Here is a 15,066-nt window from a genome sequence, read left to right as displayed (position 1 = left end):
CAGTTTGTGAAAAAATTTAACTGATATGATTTATTTCGAAAAAATTCTTTCAAAATATTGCAATACAATCTTAAGCAATAATTAAAGGTTCGGATTGTTATTCACTTCTGCCTGAGGAATAGACAAAGTCAGTCTGGGATCATCAAAGCTGAAGGATTGCCCTGTGAAGAACAGATGATTTGATCCTCTGGTGATCGTGGCCTGATTCCTCTTCATTGCCAAATAACTTTTACCCTCTCCCCAGAGTTCAATTCTGGTCTGAAGATAAATCTCCTTTTGCAAAGCCGCTCCACTGAGGGAATCGATATAACTGGTATCGTTCAGTCTGTGGCTCAGGTAATTTTTCAAGATGGTTTTAGCCTGTGCTTCACTTCCGGATTTCGCAAGTGTTTCTGCAGCTAGCAAATAAAATTCATCCGAACGCATAAACAGATAATCGGTGGTGATAATTCTTTGACCTCCAATAACTCTTCCGGGAGCATAAAATTTGTTAACCGGAACCGCTGGATAATCTCCATCTTGTGTCGCAGGCTGGTAAACATACCCTAAAGGATTGGACGGAGTAACAGCTACTTCATCAATGGTTGCAAACTGCTGCTTTCTGATATCATCAGTCCTCATAGAACTGTACAATCCTAAATCAATCGATTTGGCGTCCCCTGCCCAAGAGTATGAGTAGGTGAAAATATCTGTTTGTCCCCACCAACTGATTAAATCCAGACCGTTTGCCTCGGAGATATCATATCCCCACATCCAGCTGCTGGTTTTTAGGTCATTGAAGCCGCCTCCAGATCCTGAATCGATCGAGAAAACCGCTTCTGATCTGCTCGTCACAGGATATGCTGCCATAATCTGTTGTGCCAAAGCCGCCGCCTTTACATTGTTTTCGTTTCCACCCATTGCTGCATAGGTATAGGCAAGGAGTCCCTGAGCTACCGATTTATTGATAATACCTTTGTTGGCCCTGCTGAAACCTTCAAGCAGCTGAATTGCTTCAGTAAGATCCTTTACAATCTGTGCATATACCTCAGATTGCTTAGCTCTTGGTTTTGCAATGACACTGGTATCAGTGTATAACGGAACGGATTTCGCTTCCGGATCATATTTTGGCGTGAAAAACTGCAGTAAATAAAAATAAGAGTAGGCCCTCATCGCCTTTGCCTGACCCATGGCAAATTTATCGGTACTATTTGTTGGAACAGCATCATTTCCACCTAAGCCTGAAATTACATCATTGGCAGCATATCCAATCCTGTAATAATATCTCCAAGGCTGGTAATTTGTATTTTGTGTATAATCCACCGGAGCGGTAAGGTTCGCAACATTCCGGTACCATCCATAGGTTACCCCACTTAAAACCATATCCGAGGAAAGTAGATCCGACAGAATATCATAACCCTTTTGCCCAAAATCATCATGTCCGGTAGTTCCTCCTGTTCCGGTATCAACCATCATCTGATACAAGCCATATAACTTTGCCTGTGCTGGTGGGTTTGAAAGTGTTTCTGTGGGTTCACTCTGCAAAAATTCTTCCCTGCAGGAAGTAAGCGTTACTAAAAGCCCTAAAAAGGCACTCAATATTATTTTCTTTGTCATGTCTTTAATTTAATTAAAAAGTTGCTTTTACACCAAATGTAATTGTTGAAAGTGGAGAATATCTGTACATGGTACTTGCACCATCATTTGACCGCCCACCAGTTTCCGAGGTAGTCGGGTTGAAACCTCTTCTTTTAGTCTGCAGCCACAGATTATCCCCTGATACAGAAAGTGTTAATCCATTGAACCCTATTGATCTGGCATATTGACCAGGTAAGTTATAGGCCACTCTCACATTGTTCAGCACCAAATAATCAGATTTGGTCAGGAATCTTGTGGACATACTGTTAAAATTGGTATCCCCGGTCCTGTTACTGGTCAATCTTGGAACATTGGTGATATCACCGGGATTTTGCCATCTGTCCATGATATCTTGATGCCAGTTGTTATTTCCTACCACCGAGTTATGCATTAAGTTGGCATATGCATCATCATAAGAATAACCACCGATGCCATACAGGAATTGAGCGGATATTGAGAAAGCCTTGTAGCCCGCATTCAAAGAGAACGCACCGCGAAGATCTGGAATAGCAGATTTACCTATGAATTTTTGCGTAGCCTGTGCATAGACCTCAGTAGTCCCTTCCATCACATTCGCATTAGGGTTTTGAGCCATGTACTCATGGAGCGATGAGATCTGTTCGCCGGAATCAAACTTGCCATTATTATTGGCATCTACATAGTGTACAGTCCATTGTGCAGCACCCGTATCCGGATTTACACCTGCCCATTCTCTCATGTAGTAATCATACAGTGAATGACCAGCTGCTCTCCCGAATCCCGCCTCAGAAATATCCAGAAGTTTTTCCAGACCGGTTCCGTCATCTATCGGCATTCTGGTCAGTTTGTTTCTCAAATGTTCCCCATTGATGGAAAGATCAAGATAGAAGTTTTCTTTGTTGATAATATGCCCTGTAAACGCAAACTCAATTCCCTGATTAATCATCAGTCCATCATTTACTTTAGTAATGGCATTACCGGTGGATGGGGCAAGTCTTTTATCAAAGATCAGGTTGTCTGTGGTTTTATGGAAATAATCCACGGATCCCTCAATGATTTTATTTTTAAATAAAGTGAATTCTGTACCCACATCAAAAATCTTTGATTTTTCCCAGGTCAAATCCGGGTATCCAATCCTGTCAAATGCTGCTGAAGGCAGTCCCATGAAGTTTCCTGGGTTATACACATTGTAACCCGGGTAATATCCCATATTCTGATCACCTGCGTATTTCGAAACCAGAGACTGGTTACCAACAGTTCCGTAATTGGCCTTCAGTTTAAGACGATTAATAAAGCTGATGTTTTTCATGAAGTCTTCTCTGTTCACTACCCAACCCAATCCAACTGAGTAGAAAGTGTCCCATTTGTTGAACAGAAATTTAGAACTTCCATCACGTCTTACACTACCGGAGAACAGGTACTTATTGTTATAATCATACATCACCTGACCAAAGTAACTTTCGAGTGTGTAGTTATAGACATAAGAATAGGCCGGACTCTGATTGATTGCGTTATTAAATTCTGAACCATCCGGAATGATAAGTCCATATTTTGATGCGGAAAGGTAGTTGTACTTCCAGTCAGTAGTTTCGTGCGCAGCAAAAGCCTGAACCCCATGGTCACCAAATCGGTTCATATATCTGGCCAGCTGCAGGAAATTCCAGGAGAACAATTCCGTTCGGACTTTATATAATGAACCAAGCATCGACGCAGCACTTCCATAATATGGATTGCTGTAATCATTCCTTGAGTTATTGTAATATTGCCCTCCGAACCTGGTCTCTAAACTCAACCCTTTCATCAGATCTGCCTTTAGGAAAAAGTTTCCGTTAATCTCATGTTTTTTCCTGTTATCCAGGTCGTATGTAGCATCTGCAATGGAATTGGTAAGTGCTCCAAACCCTCTACCGGTACCATAATCATACTGGTAACCCCCGAAAACCGGATCATTAACAAATCCTCCCTGAGCATTTCTTAGGAAAAGTGGATAGATGGATGGAATATTATCCACAAACCAGAAAATACTTCCACTATCTGCCGATTGCCCGTTTCTGTTAGTATTGGAATAGGCATATCCGAGATTAAACTCCCCTTTCAACCAGGGTTTTGCCTGATGAGTTAAATTAAGTCGCCCACTGTATCGTTCGTAGTTGGAGTTGATAATGTAACCTTCGTCTTTCAAATAGCCCAAACCTGTATAATAAGTAGTTTTTCCTTCACCACCACTGATGCTCAGATTAGTTTCGCTTCTCATTGAGGTCTGGAAACCATAGTCACTCCATCTTTCCGGATCATATTTTCTGGTAACTCCCGGTCTCACTTGGTGGGTTGCAGGATCAATCAACTGTGCTGCGGTCGCATTCCACATATTATACTGTGGTCTGATCCCCGCTGAAGAAAACAGGCGGGTGTTCGCATAAGCAACCGGATCTGCTGATCCACTTAACTTCCCTTGGTTATAAAGTGCTTCCCATGAAAGTCCGATGTATTGCTCCGGACTGGTAATCACATCATACCTGGGAATCAAAGGACTGTTAAATCCAATTTTAGTCTCAATCGTGATTAAATCCTTTCCGGCCTTCCCTTTTTTAGATTGAATCATCACCACTCCATTTGATCCCCTGGAACCATAGATTGCTGTTGCTGCCGCATCTTTCAATACAGTCATGCTTTCAATGTCCTCCGGGTTCAGTGCAGATACATTACCATTATATGGCAAACCATCTAATACATATAAAGGCTCCCTGTTTCCACTCACCGATCCAAATCCTCTGATCCGGATATCTGGCTCAGATCCAGGTTGACCTGAAGACGTCATTACCCGCACACCGGCTGCCTCACCAGTCAAGGCTTGCGCCACATTGGACACATTCTTCTTTGAAATGTTTTCAGTCGATACCTTCGAAACAGAACCCGTGTAGTCTTCTTTTTTCACTGCAGTATATCCCACAATGATTACCTCATCAATTTCTTTAGTCGTTGCGCTATCTTTCTGCGCCAATGCAAAATGGCCACCGATAAAGAATAGAGCTCCGGCTGTCAAAACTTTAAATCTCACATTCATTTTAATATTATTTTAATATTTAGCCCGCAAATATGTTAAAAATATTTAACCTAAACAATTATCGTTATAGCGCTGATCCCTCTTATTCACGCAATAAAACGGAAAAAAAAATATTGTGCCAACTTAAAATTAGACAACCCTCAACTTTATTCATGGATTGTTTACATTTCGACAGCCCGCCATCGGTTTTGGTATCTGTTCTACAATGCCCATATTTATATTTTAGAACGTTTCCATTTTAGACCCTTGGCAATAAAAAAACCTGTCCGAAGACAGGCCTTAATCAATTATTTTATGCTCTAGAAATGAATTATTTCAGTTTCTTCTTCACCGCTACTTCTTCATAAACTTCCAGGATATCGCCGATCTCAATATCGTTATATCCCTTGATATTCAATCCACATTCGTAGCCTTTTGTTACTTCTTTTACATCGTCTTTGAATCGTTTCAAGCTTTCCAGCTCTCCATCGAACTTCACGATTCCGTCTCTCAGCAATCTGATTTTAGAGTTTCTGGTGACCTTACCGCTCAGAACCATACAACCTGCGATTGATCCTACTTTAGAAATCCTGAAAACTTCTCGGATTTCCACGTTGCCAATCACCTGCTCTTTAATTTCAGGAGACAACATGCCTTCCATGGCTTCTTTCACGTCATCAATGGCAGCATAGATTACAGAATAGGTTCTGATTTCAATTTCTTCCTTGTCTGCCAAATCTTTTGCGTTTGCACCGGCTCTCACATTAAACCCAATCATAATCGCATCTGAGGCGGCAGCTAATAGGACGTCGGATTCGGTAATCTGACCAACTCCCTGGTGAATGATGTTCACGCTGATTTCCTCGGTGGACAAACTTTGCAATTGATCGGAAAGTGCTTCCACTGAACCATCCACGTCACCTTTAAGGATAATATTGAGTTCTTTAAAGTCGCCAAGTGCGATTCGCCGGCCAAGCTCATCAAGAGTTAGGTGTTTTTTGGTTCTGATAGATTGTTCACGCTGCAATTGCTCCCTCTTGGTTGCAATGGTTTTCGCTTCTCTTTCATCTTCAAAAACCCTGAATTTATCTCCAGCTGTCGGCGCTCCATCCAATCCTAAAATAGTGACTGGAATAGAAGGTCCGGCTTCCTGCATAGGTTTTCCTCTTTCATCCAGCATCGCTTTCACTTTACCGTGATTTTTTCCGGCCAAAACATAATCTCCCACTTTCAAAGTTCCGGCTTGCACCAACATGGTAGTCACATAACCTCGTCCTTTATCCAAAGAGGCTTCAATGACCACTCCGTTTGCAAGTTTATTGGGATTTGCCTTTAGTTCCAGCATTTCCGCCTGAAGCAACACTTTCTCCAGAAGCTGATCCATATTGTTTCCAAACTTCGCCGAAACTTCCTGCGATTGCACATTTCCGCCCCATTCTTCCACCAAAATATTCATGGCAGAAAGCTGTTGGCGAATATTGTCAGGATTAGAGTTCGGCTTATCTACTTTGTTTAAAGCAATAATCATCGGAACTCCCGCCGCTTGCGCGTGGGAAATCGCTTCTTTGGTTTGAGGCATCACGTCGTCGTCTGCTGCAATTACAATGATCACGATGTCGGTGATTTGCGCACCTCTTGCACGCATTGCGGTAAACGCTTCGTGACCCGGAGTATCCAGGAAGGTGATTCGCTGACCGTTTTCCAGTTTCACGTTGTATGCACCGATATGCTGCGTAATTCCACCGGATTCACCGGCAATTACGTTTGTTTTTCTGATATAGTCAAGTAGCGAAGTTTTACCGTGATCCACGTGTCCCATTACGGTTACAATGGGAGCTCTCGGCACCAGATCTTCTTCCGAATCCGGTTCCTCTTCTGCCACCGATTCTTCTAAATCCGCATCAGAGAATTCAATTTTGTATCCGAATTCATCTGCCACCAGCAATAAGGTATCCGCTTCCAGACGCTGGTTCATGGTCACCATGACTCCAAGCGAGAAACAAGCTGAAATCACCTCGGTCGGACTCACGTTCATCAGGCTTGCCAATTCCCCCACGGTGATGAATTCCGTCACCTTCAGAGTTCTGTCTGCTGCATCAATTTCCTGCTGAAGCTCATCCTGTTCCCTTCTGTAAACTCTTTTCTCTTTCCTGTATTTTGCCCCTTTGTTTTTACCTCCTTTCTGGGTCAGTTTTTCCAGGGTTTCTTTAATTTGATTTTTAACTTGCTCATCGGTCAGTTCCACTGGCATAGTTGGGGCATTCCTTCTGCTTCCGCCTCTCCTGTTTTGTCCGCCGCCTTGCGGTGCACCTCCGGGACGGTTTCCGCCCTGCCCTTGCGCAGGTCTGTTTCCTTGTGTGCCGCCTTGAGTCTGCTGATTTCCCGCTCCCGGTGTTCCAGGTTTTTCGATGCGTTTTCTCTTTTTCTTCGCACCGGCTCCTGTAGATTTTGGTTTGTTGAACTGGGAAAGGTCAACGGTCTGTTTCAGGATTTTCGGCCCGTCCAGTTTTTGGTAAACGGTCTCAATTTTTTCAGGCTGCGAAGTTCCCGCTTCCTGATTTGCCTGTGTTTTCGGGTTTTCTGTAACTTTAGGAGTTTCCACATTTTTAGCAGGAGTTTCCTCTACTTGAGGTGCTGGTTTTTCCTGCTTTTCAACCGCTGTTTCTTTGTTTGCTTTTGGTTTGTGTCCTTCTATCTGCGAAAGGTCAATTTTATCCAGAATCTTGAACTCCTGCCTTTCAGAGACCGGCTCAATCACCGGCTCCGGTTTGGATTCCGGCTTTGCAGCTTCCTGTGGCTCAGGTTTTTTAGGCTCCAAATCGATTTTGCCCAAAACTTTTGTTTCAGGTTTCACAGAGGCTTTCGCACGGATCACTTCCGGTTTCGAAGGTTCAATTTCAAGTTTTTCTTCCGGAACCTTGGTGATCACTACCTCGTGCGAAGCTTTCTTTTGTTCACTATCTTTCGCAAACTCTCCGCTCAACGCATCATATGCCGATTCATCCAATTGCGCGTTCAGGCTTCCGTCAAAATCGATTTTCCGTTCTTTCAGAAAATCCTTGAGACGGTCCAATGAAATATTGAATTCCTTTAACGCTTTATTTACTCTAATTTTGGGCATGTATAATCTAAACTATTATTTAAAAATTTTGGCAAAGTTAACCTATTTTAACTTTAATGACCGTTTTTTGCAGATTTAAGGAGCATAAAATCCCCGAAGCTCAGTCAAATTATCATTTGTGGTGGATTAATCCTCAAATTCTTCCCTTAAGATTTGCTTGACTTCCTCGATGGTTTCTTCTTCCAAATCGGTCATGTTCAACAGGTCATCTGTATCTTTATCTAAAACACTTTTCGCTGTGTTTAATCCTACTTTCTGGAACTCGTCGATGATCCACTGCTCGATATCGCCCTCTTCAGTTCCGGCAAATTCTTTCAGTTCCACGTCATCATCTTCACTGGTTTCTCTGTAAACGTCAATCTCAAATCCACTCAACCACGAAGCCAAACGGATATTCTGTCCCTGTTTACCGATCACTCTGGAAATTTCCTCCACCGGCGTATAAACCAAAGCGTAATTGGTTTCCGGATTGATTTCGATCTTGTTCACAGTTACATTTCCAAGTGCTCTTTTCACCATGATTTCTGGATTTTTAGACCATTGGATCACATCGATATTTTCATTCTTCAGTTCACGTACTACACCATGAATCCTGGAACCTTTTACCCCCACACACGCTCCAACCGGGTCGATTCTGTCATCATAGGCATCCACGGCAATTTTTGCTTTTTCACCCGGGATTCTCACTACCTTTTTCAGGATGATGGTGCCGTCCTGGATTTCCGGGATTTCTAATTCCAGCAATTTTTCCAGAAATTTCGGAGCGGTTCTGGAAACAATGATTTGAGGTTTTGATCCTTTGAAATCTACACTCTCCACAATTGCTCTGATGTTTTCTCCTTTTTTAAAAAAGTCTGAAGGAATTTGATTTTCTTTAGGCAGGATGAATTCATTGTCTTCATCATCCAACAAAATTACATGTTTGTGACGGATATGATGAACTTCCCCCACCACAATCTCGCCAATTCTGTCGTGGAATTGCTCATATAAAACCGCATTGTTGTGCTCCTGCAATTTGGTTGCCAGAATCTGTTTCAAAGTCAAAATACTTCTTCTTCCCAATTGTTCGATCGGGATCTCCACCGTGTAATCTTCGCCTACCTCGAAGGTGGGATCGATTTTCTTGGCTTCGGAAATTTCAATTTCCAAATCGTCGTCTTCAGACATCTCATCTTCTACAATGGTTTTATTTAAAAAGATCTGGAAATCTCCCTTATCAGGATTCACAATGACGTCGAAATGGTCATCAGAATCAAATCTCTTTCTCAAAAGGGTTTTCAGTGAATCCTCAATGATTGCCATCAATTCCGTTTTGCTGATGCTTTTTTCTTCCTTGAAATCGCCAAATGCTTCTATCAGTGCTAAACCGTTCATAATATAATATAAATGATAATAGATTGTCGATGAATGATTGAATCACCATCAATCCAAAGTTATGTTAAAATTTTATTGCAACCAGTGCTTTTTTAATTTCGGTGTAGGGAATTTCTTTCTCTTCCACCACATCCATTTTTCCTTTTCCAATTTCTTTTGGTTTTCGGTAGCGCAGAACCAAAGTGATTCTGTCTTTGTCCACCTTCCCCAATTCGCCTTCTATTTTGGTGTCATCTTTCAAAAGGACATCCAAATCGCGGCCGATATTTTTCCGGAACTGTCTCTCGGAATTAAGCGGCTCGCTCAAACCCGCACTCATCACCTGAAGTGAAAAATCGTGTTCTTCCCGATCCATATTGAATTCAATGGCTCTGCTCGCATCCAGACAATCTTGAAGGGAAACCCCATGATCGCCATCCAAAATCACTGTCACCTCGTCAGCTGCAGAAATCTTCAGATCAATCAGGAACAAATCTGCCCTTTCTGCAAGAAAGCCGTTTAATAACTCTTCTATTTTACTTCTGAAATCCATATTCTCAATCATTTCGGTACGAAAAAAGGCTTTCTTCCGAAGGCCTTTTCATTTTTTTCCGTAAATCCGGTTGCAAAGATAGGCATTTTATCTGAAAAAGCAAAAATTTAATTCTTTAGGAAAAAATAAACATTGATAATCAACAATATAACCCATTTTCGAAATCAAGCCAATTCGCCATTGGGCTTGCAATAATTTCGGCAAACAAAAAAAGTTAAGACAATTTTTACCTATTTTTGTCCTCTAATTGGAGCAAAAAAAAGATGAATATCACAATCGTAGGAACCGGTTACGTGGGTCTGGTCACCGGAACAACTTTGGCAGAGTTGGGAAACAATGTCTATTGTGTGGACATTGACAAAAAAAAAGTGGAAGGAATGCGAAATGGCATCGTTCCTATTTACGAACCCAATCTGGAGGAAATGTTCCTGCGGAATATTCAGGCACAAAGATTATTTTTCACTACCGAATTAAAAGAAGCACTGGATAAAAGTGAAGTCATTTATCTTGCTTTACCCACTCCACCCGGAGAAGACGGCTCTGCGGATCTGTCCTATGTATTAAAGGTTTCCAGTGATATAGGTGAAATGATGACCGGTTACAAAGTTATTGTCAACAAATCGACCGTTCCCGTGGGAACTGCAGACAAAGTTCGGGAAACCATTGCTGCAAAAACCACCATTCCTTTTGATGTGGTTTCCAATCCGGAATTTTTGCGCGAAGGTTTTGCTCTGGAAGATTCCATGAATCCTGCAAGAGTCATCGTGGGAAGCAGCTCCGAAAAAGCAAAAGAAATCATGGCTCAGATTTACCAACCCTTTACCAACACAGGGATTCCCATTATTTTCATGGATGAAAAATCCTCTGAGCTCACGAAATATGCCGCCAATTCATTCCTTGCAGTGAAAATCACTTTCATGAATGAAATCGCCAATTATTGTGAAAAAGTGGGTGCAGATGTGGACAAGGTGCGCCTTGGAATGGGCAGTGACGACAGAATTGGGCATCGGTTTCTTTTCCCGGGAATCGGTTATGGTGGAAGCTGCTTTCCAAAAGATGTCAAAGCACTGATCAAATCGGGAAAACAGGAAAATTTTGATTTTCAAATCCTGGAAGCAACCGAAAACGTGAACCAAAAACAGAAAACCATCCTGGTTTCTGAAATTGAAAATTATTTCAACGGAGATCTAAAAGGTAAAAAAATTGCTTTGTGGGGACTTGCCTTTAAAGCAAATACAGATGACATCAGAGAAGCTTCTTCTTTAGACAACATCCGGATGCTAATGGAAAAAGGCGCCGAAATCATTGCTTATGATTCCATCGCCGAAGGAAATGTGCGGAAAATATTGGGCGACCAAATTTCCTACGCCAAAGACATGTATTCCGCTTTGGAAAACGCAGATGCACTTTTAATCGCCACTGAATGGAGCGAGTTCAAAAATCCAAATTTCGAACTGATGTCAAAAAAAATGAGAAACAAAGCCATTTTCGATGGTAGAAATATGTTTGCCATCGATAAAGTAGAAAACTCCGGATTTTATTATAAGTCCATTGGAAGGAAAACCGTGAAATAAGTGAGTTTTAGTAAGAATTAAACTGTTGGAATTTGAAATTAAACCTATTTTCAAAACTCGTTTTCGCTGCGGCGCTGGCTTTCTTAGCCAGTATTTTCATCTATTTTTCCTATGCAAACGTTTATTCTTCGGTTCTTTTTAATGAGGAGACTTTTCATCAGCAGTACGGCAACGGGATTTACCAGTACCGGATTCTGAGCAGCTACATGCTGGAATCGGTTGATGCGCTCATCAAATCAATGCCTTTCGGGATCAAGATCACGCCTTACCTTTGGGACAAAGGTGCAGATCCGGGTTTTTACATTTCCTTCGCGGTTCTGAATACTTTTTTCACCGTCCTTTCTGCGATCATGATGGTTTTCATCACAGAAAGCAAATATTTCATTGCCACTGAAACAGAAAAAACCCTCTTGATTTCTGCGTCACTATTCGCAATAATCATTACCCAGTTCGTCATTGTTCCATACGATTGCAGCAGTTATTTTTTTCTTTTACTGTTTTTTTGGGTATTTTTAAAATTTCTGCACAAAGAATCATGGTCCATCTTAGCAGTGCTGATGCTGATCATGGTCATTTCATCCCTGAACAGGGAGACTTCGGCGCTTTCCATTTCCCTCGCGGCCACCATTCTGTTTGCGAAATCCGGCACCGGAAAAAAATTCCTGATCCCGGTTATTTTCCTGGTCCTGTCATTTGTGGTCGTTTATTTTGGAGTACGGCTCTATTTCGGGAGATTCGCAACCCATGACAATAACCTTCTTGCGCTTAATTTCAGACTTTTCAGAAATTGGCTGGGAATTTTCTTTTGGCTGGTGTTTTTTGCCTTCTCGCTCATCATCGCGAAGGACAGAACCGCGGTCAGAAACATTGTGATCTTCCATTTTTTTGCAATTCCATACATCTTCATGTCTTTTTATGGGGGAATTCTTTATGAAACCCGACTTTATGTACCTTTATTTTTGACATCAGTATTCCTCGGAAGAACAGAATTGAACAGAAATTGAATAATTTGGTTTATTTTTGTTAAAGATACATTGTGCACAAATGACCGAACCACAACAACAATGGACAGAAACCATTGAATCCCACCATTCCCTTTTCGGGCTTAAGCTTGGCGAAGTCTGGCGTTACAGGGATTTGATTTACATGTTTGTGAAACGGGATTTCGTTTCCAGTTTCAAGCAAACGATATTGGGACCGATTTGGTTTTTCATCAATCCGATTTTCACCACGCTGGTTTACATCTTCGTGTTCGGCAACCTGGCGAAACTTCCCACAGACGGCGCTCCAATGATTTTATTTTATCTGGTGGGAGTCACTTTATGGAATTATTTTTCAAGCTGTCTGACCGGGACTTCTTCCACTTTCACAGGAAATGCATCGATTTTTGGTAAGGTTTACTTTCCGCGCTTAGTCACTCCAATTTCGGTAGTAATTTCCAACCTCATGAAGTTTGGAGTGCAGTTTCTGCTTTTTCTTTGCTTTTTCTTTTATTATTGGTACAAAGGGGAAGTTGATCCCAATTTATGGATCTTGGCGACTCCGTTTCTCATTTTACTGATGGCAGCGTTTGCACTGGGAGCGGGAATGATTTTTTCTGCGCTGACCACGAAATACCGGGACCTCAACATGCTTCTGGGATTCGGCGTCAGTCTTTATATGTATGCGACTCCGGTCATCTATCCGGTTTCTGCACTCTCCGGAATCTGGAAAAAATTAGCGATGTGCAATCCGCTCACCGGAATCTTTGAATGTTTTAAATACGGTTGGCTCGGCAAAGGGGATTTCTCGGCTTTAATGCTGGGAATCAGCACCTTGATAATTTTCATTATTTTAGCAATTGGAACCATCATATTCAATAAGGTAGAAAAAAGCTTCATGGACACGGTTTAATTGTCGCTGAGCACTGGGTAATAAGAAATGATTAATCTGCAAAGTAGAATTTCAAAATAAAATGCTGGCTTTAAAAGCGGAAAACATATCAAAACAATACCGTCTCGGTCAAGTAGGAACCGGAACGCTTTCGCATGACCTGAACCGATTATGGGCGCAACTCCGTGGGAAGGAAGATCCCTACCTTAAAATCGGCGAGTCTAATGACCGCACCACAAAAGGAAATTCAGACTATGTTTGGTCACTGCGCGATATCAACTTCGAAATTGAGCAAGGCGATGCTGTGGGAATTATTGGCCGCAATGGAGCCGGCAAATCTACGCTCCTAAAGCTTTTAAGCAAAGTCACCAAACCCACTACCGGAAGAATCCATACCAATGGAAGAATCGCATCTCTTTTAGAAGTGGGAACCGGTTTTCACCCGGAAATGACTGGGCGTGAAAATGTGTTTCTGAACGGAGCCATTTTGGGAATGACCAGAAAAGAAATCACCAGAAAATTTGATGAAATAGTGGATTTCTCGGGAGTTGAAAGATATATCGATACACCGGTGAAACGCTATTCTTCGGGAATGTATGTGCGTTTGGCGTTTGCAGTGGCGGCACATTTGGAATCAGAAATATTGATTGTGGATGAAGTTCTGGCAGTGGGAGACGCGGAGTTCCAGAAGAAATGTTTGGGGAAAATGGGCGATGTGAGCAAAGGCGAAGGAAGAACGGTTTTGTTTGTGAGCCATAACATGGCGGCGGTCACAAATCTCTGCAAATCCGGCATGCTTTTAGACAAAGGATTGCTTTTGAAATCCGGTAACATCGAGCTGGTAAGTGCAGCATACAAGCAACTCCGAACAGATGGCTACCAAAAATATCTTGCTCAGAAAGAAAAGGACATTTATGTCACAGAAGCCGAAATTCTTGGAAACCATGCCGAATTCTATAGCAACGAAGCAATCAGCTTCCGGTTTAAAATTGAAAATCGCTTGAAAAAAATGGACAATACCTATATTTTAGTGCGGATCATGGATCATGATGAGCAACCTTTATTTTCCTCTGAACGAACCATTAAGGACATCGATATCTTCACTTTCGAAGTTCCTGCAAATACCCTTGTAAAGGGAAATTATTTCCTTAGCATTTATCTCTACAACCCGGGAAGTTCTCCATATGATGTGGTGGAAAGATGCTGCGAGTTTTCGGTGATTAATAATAATGAGGATTTCGCACACCTGGAAAATTTCAATATAGGAAAAGTGTATATGCCAACTGCATGGAAATAACCGACTTTCAGCTATAAACGTTATGTGGAGCCTTGTTAAAAACAAAATAATAGAAAAACTCTTCTTTCTCCTTGAAAATTACAGGGAAAGGAAGATTTATGCCGATAAGAAATCAATCCCATTCAAAGCTGTGGGATCCCATTTCAACATAGGGAACGATTATCGGATTTCTGGCTCAAAATACATCAGTATTGGCAATAATTTTTGGTGCCTGAACCGATTAAGGCTTGAAGCGATCGACCATTACAACCAGGATAATTTCTCTCCGGAGGTGATCATCGGTGACCATGTAAACATGAATAATGACGTGCATATTGCCTGCATCAACAGAATTGAAATTGGAGATCATTGCTTATTGGCCAGCCGAATCTACATTTCAGATCACGATCATGGCGCATTCACAAAAGAATCATTAAGAACCGCGCCCAACAAAAGACCGCTTATATCAAAAGGACCGGTAATCATTAAAGACCATGTTTGGATTGGCGAAGGTGCTGTCATCCTGGCAAATGTGACCATTGGTGAAAACGCAATTATTGCCGCTAATGCAGTGGTTACAAAAGATGTTCCTCCCAATTGTATTGTTGCGGGAGTTCCTGCAAAAATCATCAAGAGAATCGAAAATGACTGATTACAAAAACTTCAGATCACCATATT

General features: G+C 41.8%; 10 protein-coding genes. 5 read left to right on the top strand and 5 right to left on the bottom strand.

Annotation, left to right across the window (positions count from 1 at the left end; all coding sequences use genetic code 11):
* Positions 1-81 precede the first annotated feature (81 nt).
* From L0951_RS04855 to rimP, 5 genes are all read right to left on the bottom strand, one after another.
* A complete protein-coding gene (locus L0951_RS04855) occupies positions 82-1,596 on the bottom strand; it encodes a RagB/SusD family nutrient uptake outer membrane protein (RefSeq protein ID WP_234109910.1) in 1,515 nt (504 codons plus the stop codon).
* A gap of 13 nt (positions 1,597-1,609) precedes the next feature.
* Positions 1,610-4,660, bottom strand: a complete 3,051-nt coding sequence (locus L0951_RS04850) for a SusC/RagA family TonB-linked outer membrane protein (protein ID WP_234109909.1) — start codon at positions 4,658-4,660, stop codon at positions 1,610-1,612.
* Positions 4,661-4,970: 310 nt separating this feature from the next.
* A complete protein-coding gene (infB, locus tag L0951_RS04845) occupies positions 4,971-7,760 on the bottom strand; it encodes a translation initiation factor IF-2 (RefSeq protein WP_234109907.1) in 2,790 nt (929 codons plus the stop codon).
* 126 nt (positions 7,761-7,886) lie between these two features.
* Positions 7,887-9,134 carry a transcription termination factor NusA gene (gene nusA / locus L0951_RS04840; RefSeq protein ID WP_234109905.1) on the bottom strand — a complete coding sequence of 416 codons (1,248 nt, stop codon included), beginning with the start codon at positions 9,132-9,134 and terminating at the stop codon, positions 7,887-7,889.
* 64 nt (positions 9,135-9,198) lie between these two features.
* On the bottom strand, positions 9,199-9,666 hold the full coding sequence (rimP, locus tag L0951_RS04835) for a ribosome assembly cofactor RimP (protein ID WP_234109903.1): 468 nt from the start codon (positions 9,664-9,666) through the stop codon (positions 9,199-9,201).
* A 263-nt stretch (positions 9,667-9,929) separates the two neighbouring features.
* On the opposite strand from rimP, the gene L0951_RS04830 reads away from it, so the two are divergent.
* The 5 genes from L0951_RS04830 to L0951_RS04810 all read left to right on the top strand — a co-directional run bounded on the left by L0951_RS04830 (position 9,930) and on the right by L0951_RS04810 (position 15,040).
* On the top strand, positions 9,930-11,240 hold the full coding sequence (locus tag L0951_RS04830) for a UDP-glucose dehydrogenase family protein (protein WP_234109901.1): 1,311 nt from the start codon (positions 9,930-9,932) through the stop codon (positions 11,238-11,240).
* A gap of 32 nt (positions 11,241-11,272) precedes the next feature.
* Positions 11,273-12,244, top strand: a complete 972-nt coding sequence (locus tag L0951_RS04825; protein WP_234109899.1) for a hypothetical protein — start codon at positions 11,273-11,275, stop codon at positions 12,242-12,244.
* A 40-nt stretch (positions 12,245-12,284) separates the two neighbouring features.
* Positions 12,285-13,133 (top strand): ABC transporter permease, encoded by an 849-nt coding sequence (locus L0951_RS04820; protein ID WP_234109897.1) that lies wholly within the window; start codon positions 12,285-12,287, stop codon positions 13,131-13,133.
* A gap of 61 nt (positions 13,134-13,194) precedes the next feature.
* Complete coding sequence (locus tag L0951_RS04815; protein WP_234109895.1) at positions 13,195-14,409, top strand: ABC transporter ATP-binding protein; 1,215 nt, start codon at positions 13,195-13,197, stop codon at positions 14,407-14,409.
* Between the two features lie 22 nt (positions 14,410-14,431).
* Entirely contained in the window at positions 14,432-15,040 is a 609-nt protein-coding gene (locus L0951_RS04810) for an acyltransferase (protein ID WP_234109894.1), read from the top strand.
* Positions 15,041-15,066: the final 26 nt, after the last annotated feature.

The sequence above is a fragment of the Chryseobacterium sp. R2A-55 genome, from assembly GCF_021401085.1.
GTDB lineage: Bacteria > Bacteroidota > Bacteroidia > Flavobacteriales > Weeksellaceae > Kaistella.
The sequence above is the reverse complement of the archived record's forward strand: the minus strand, read 5'-3'. Positions and strand labels throughout refer to the sequence as shown.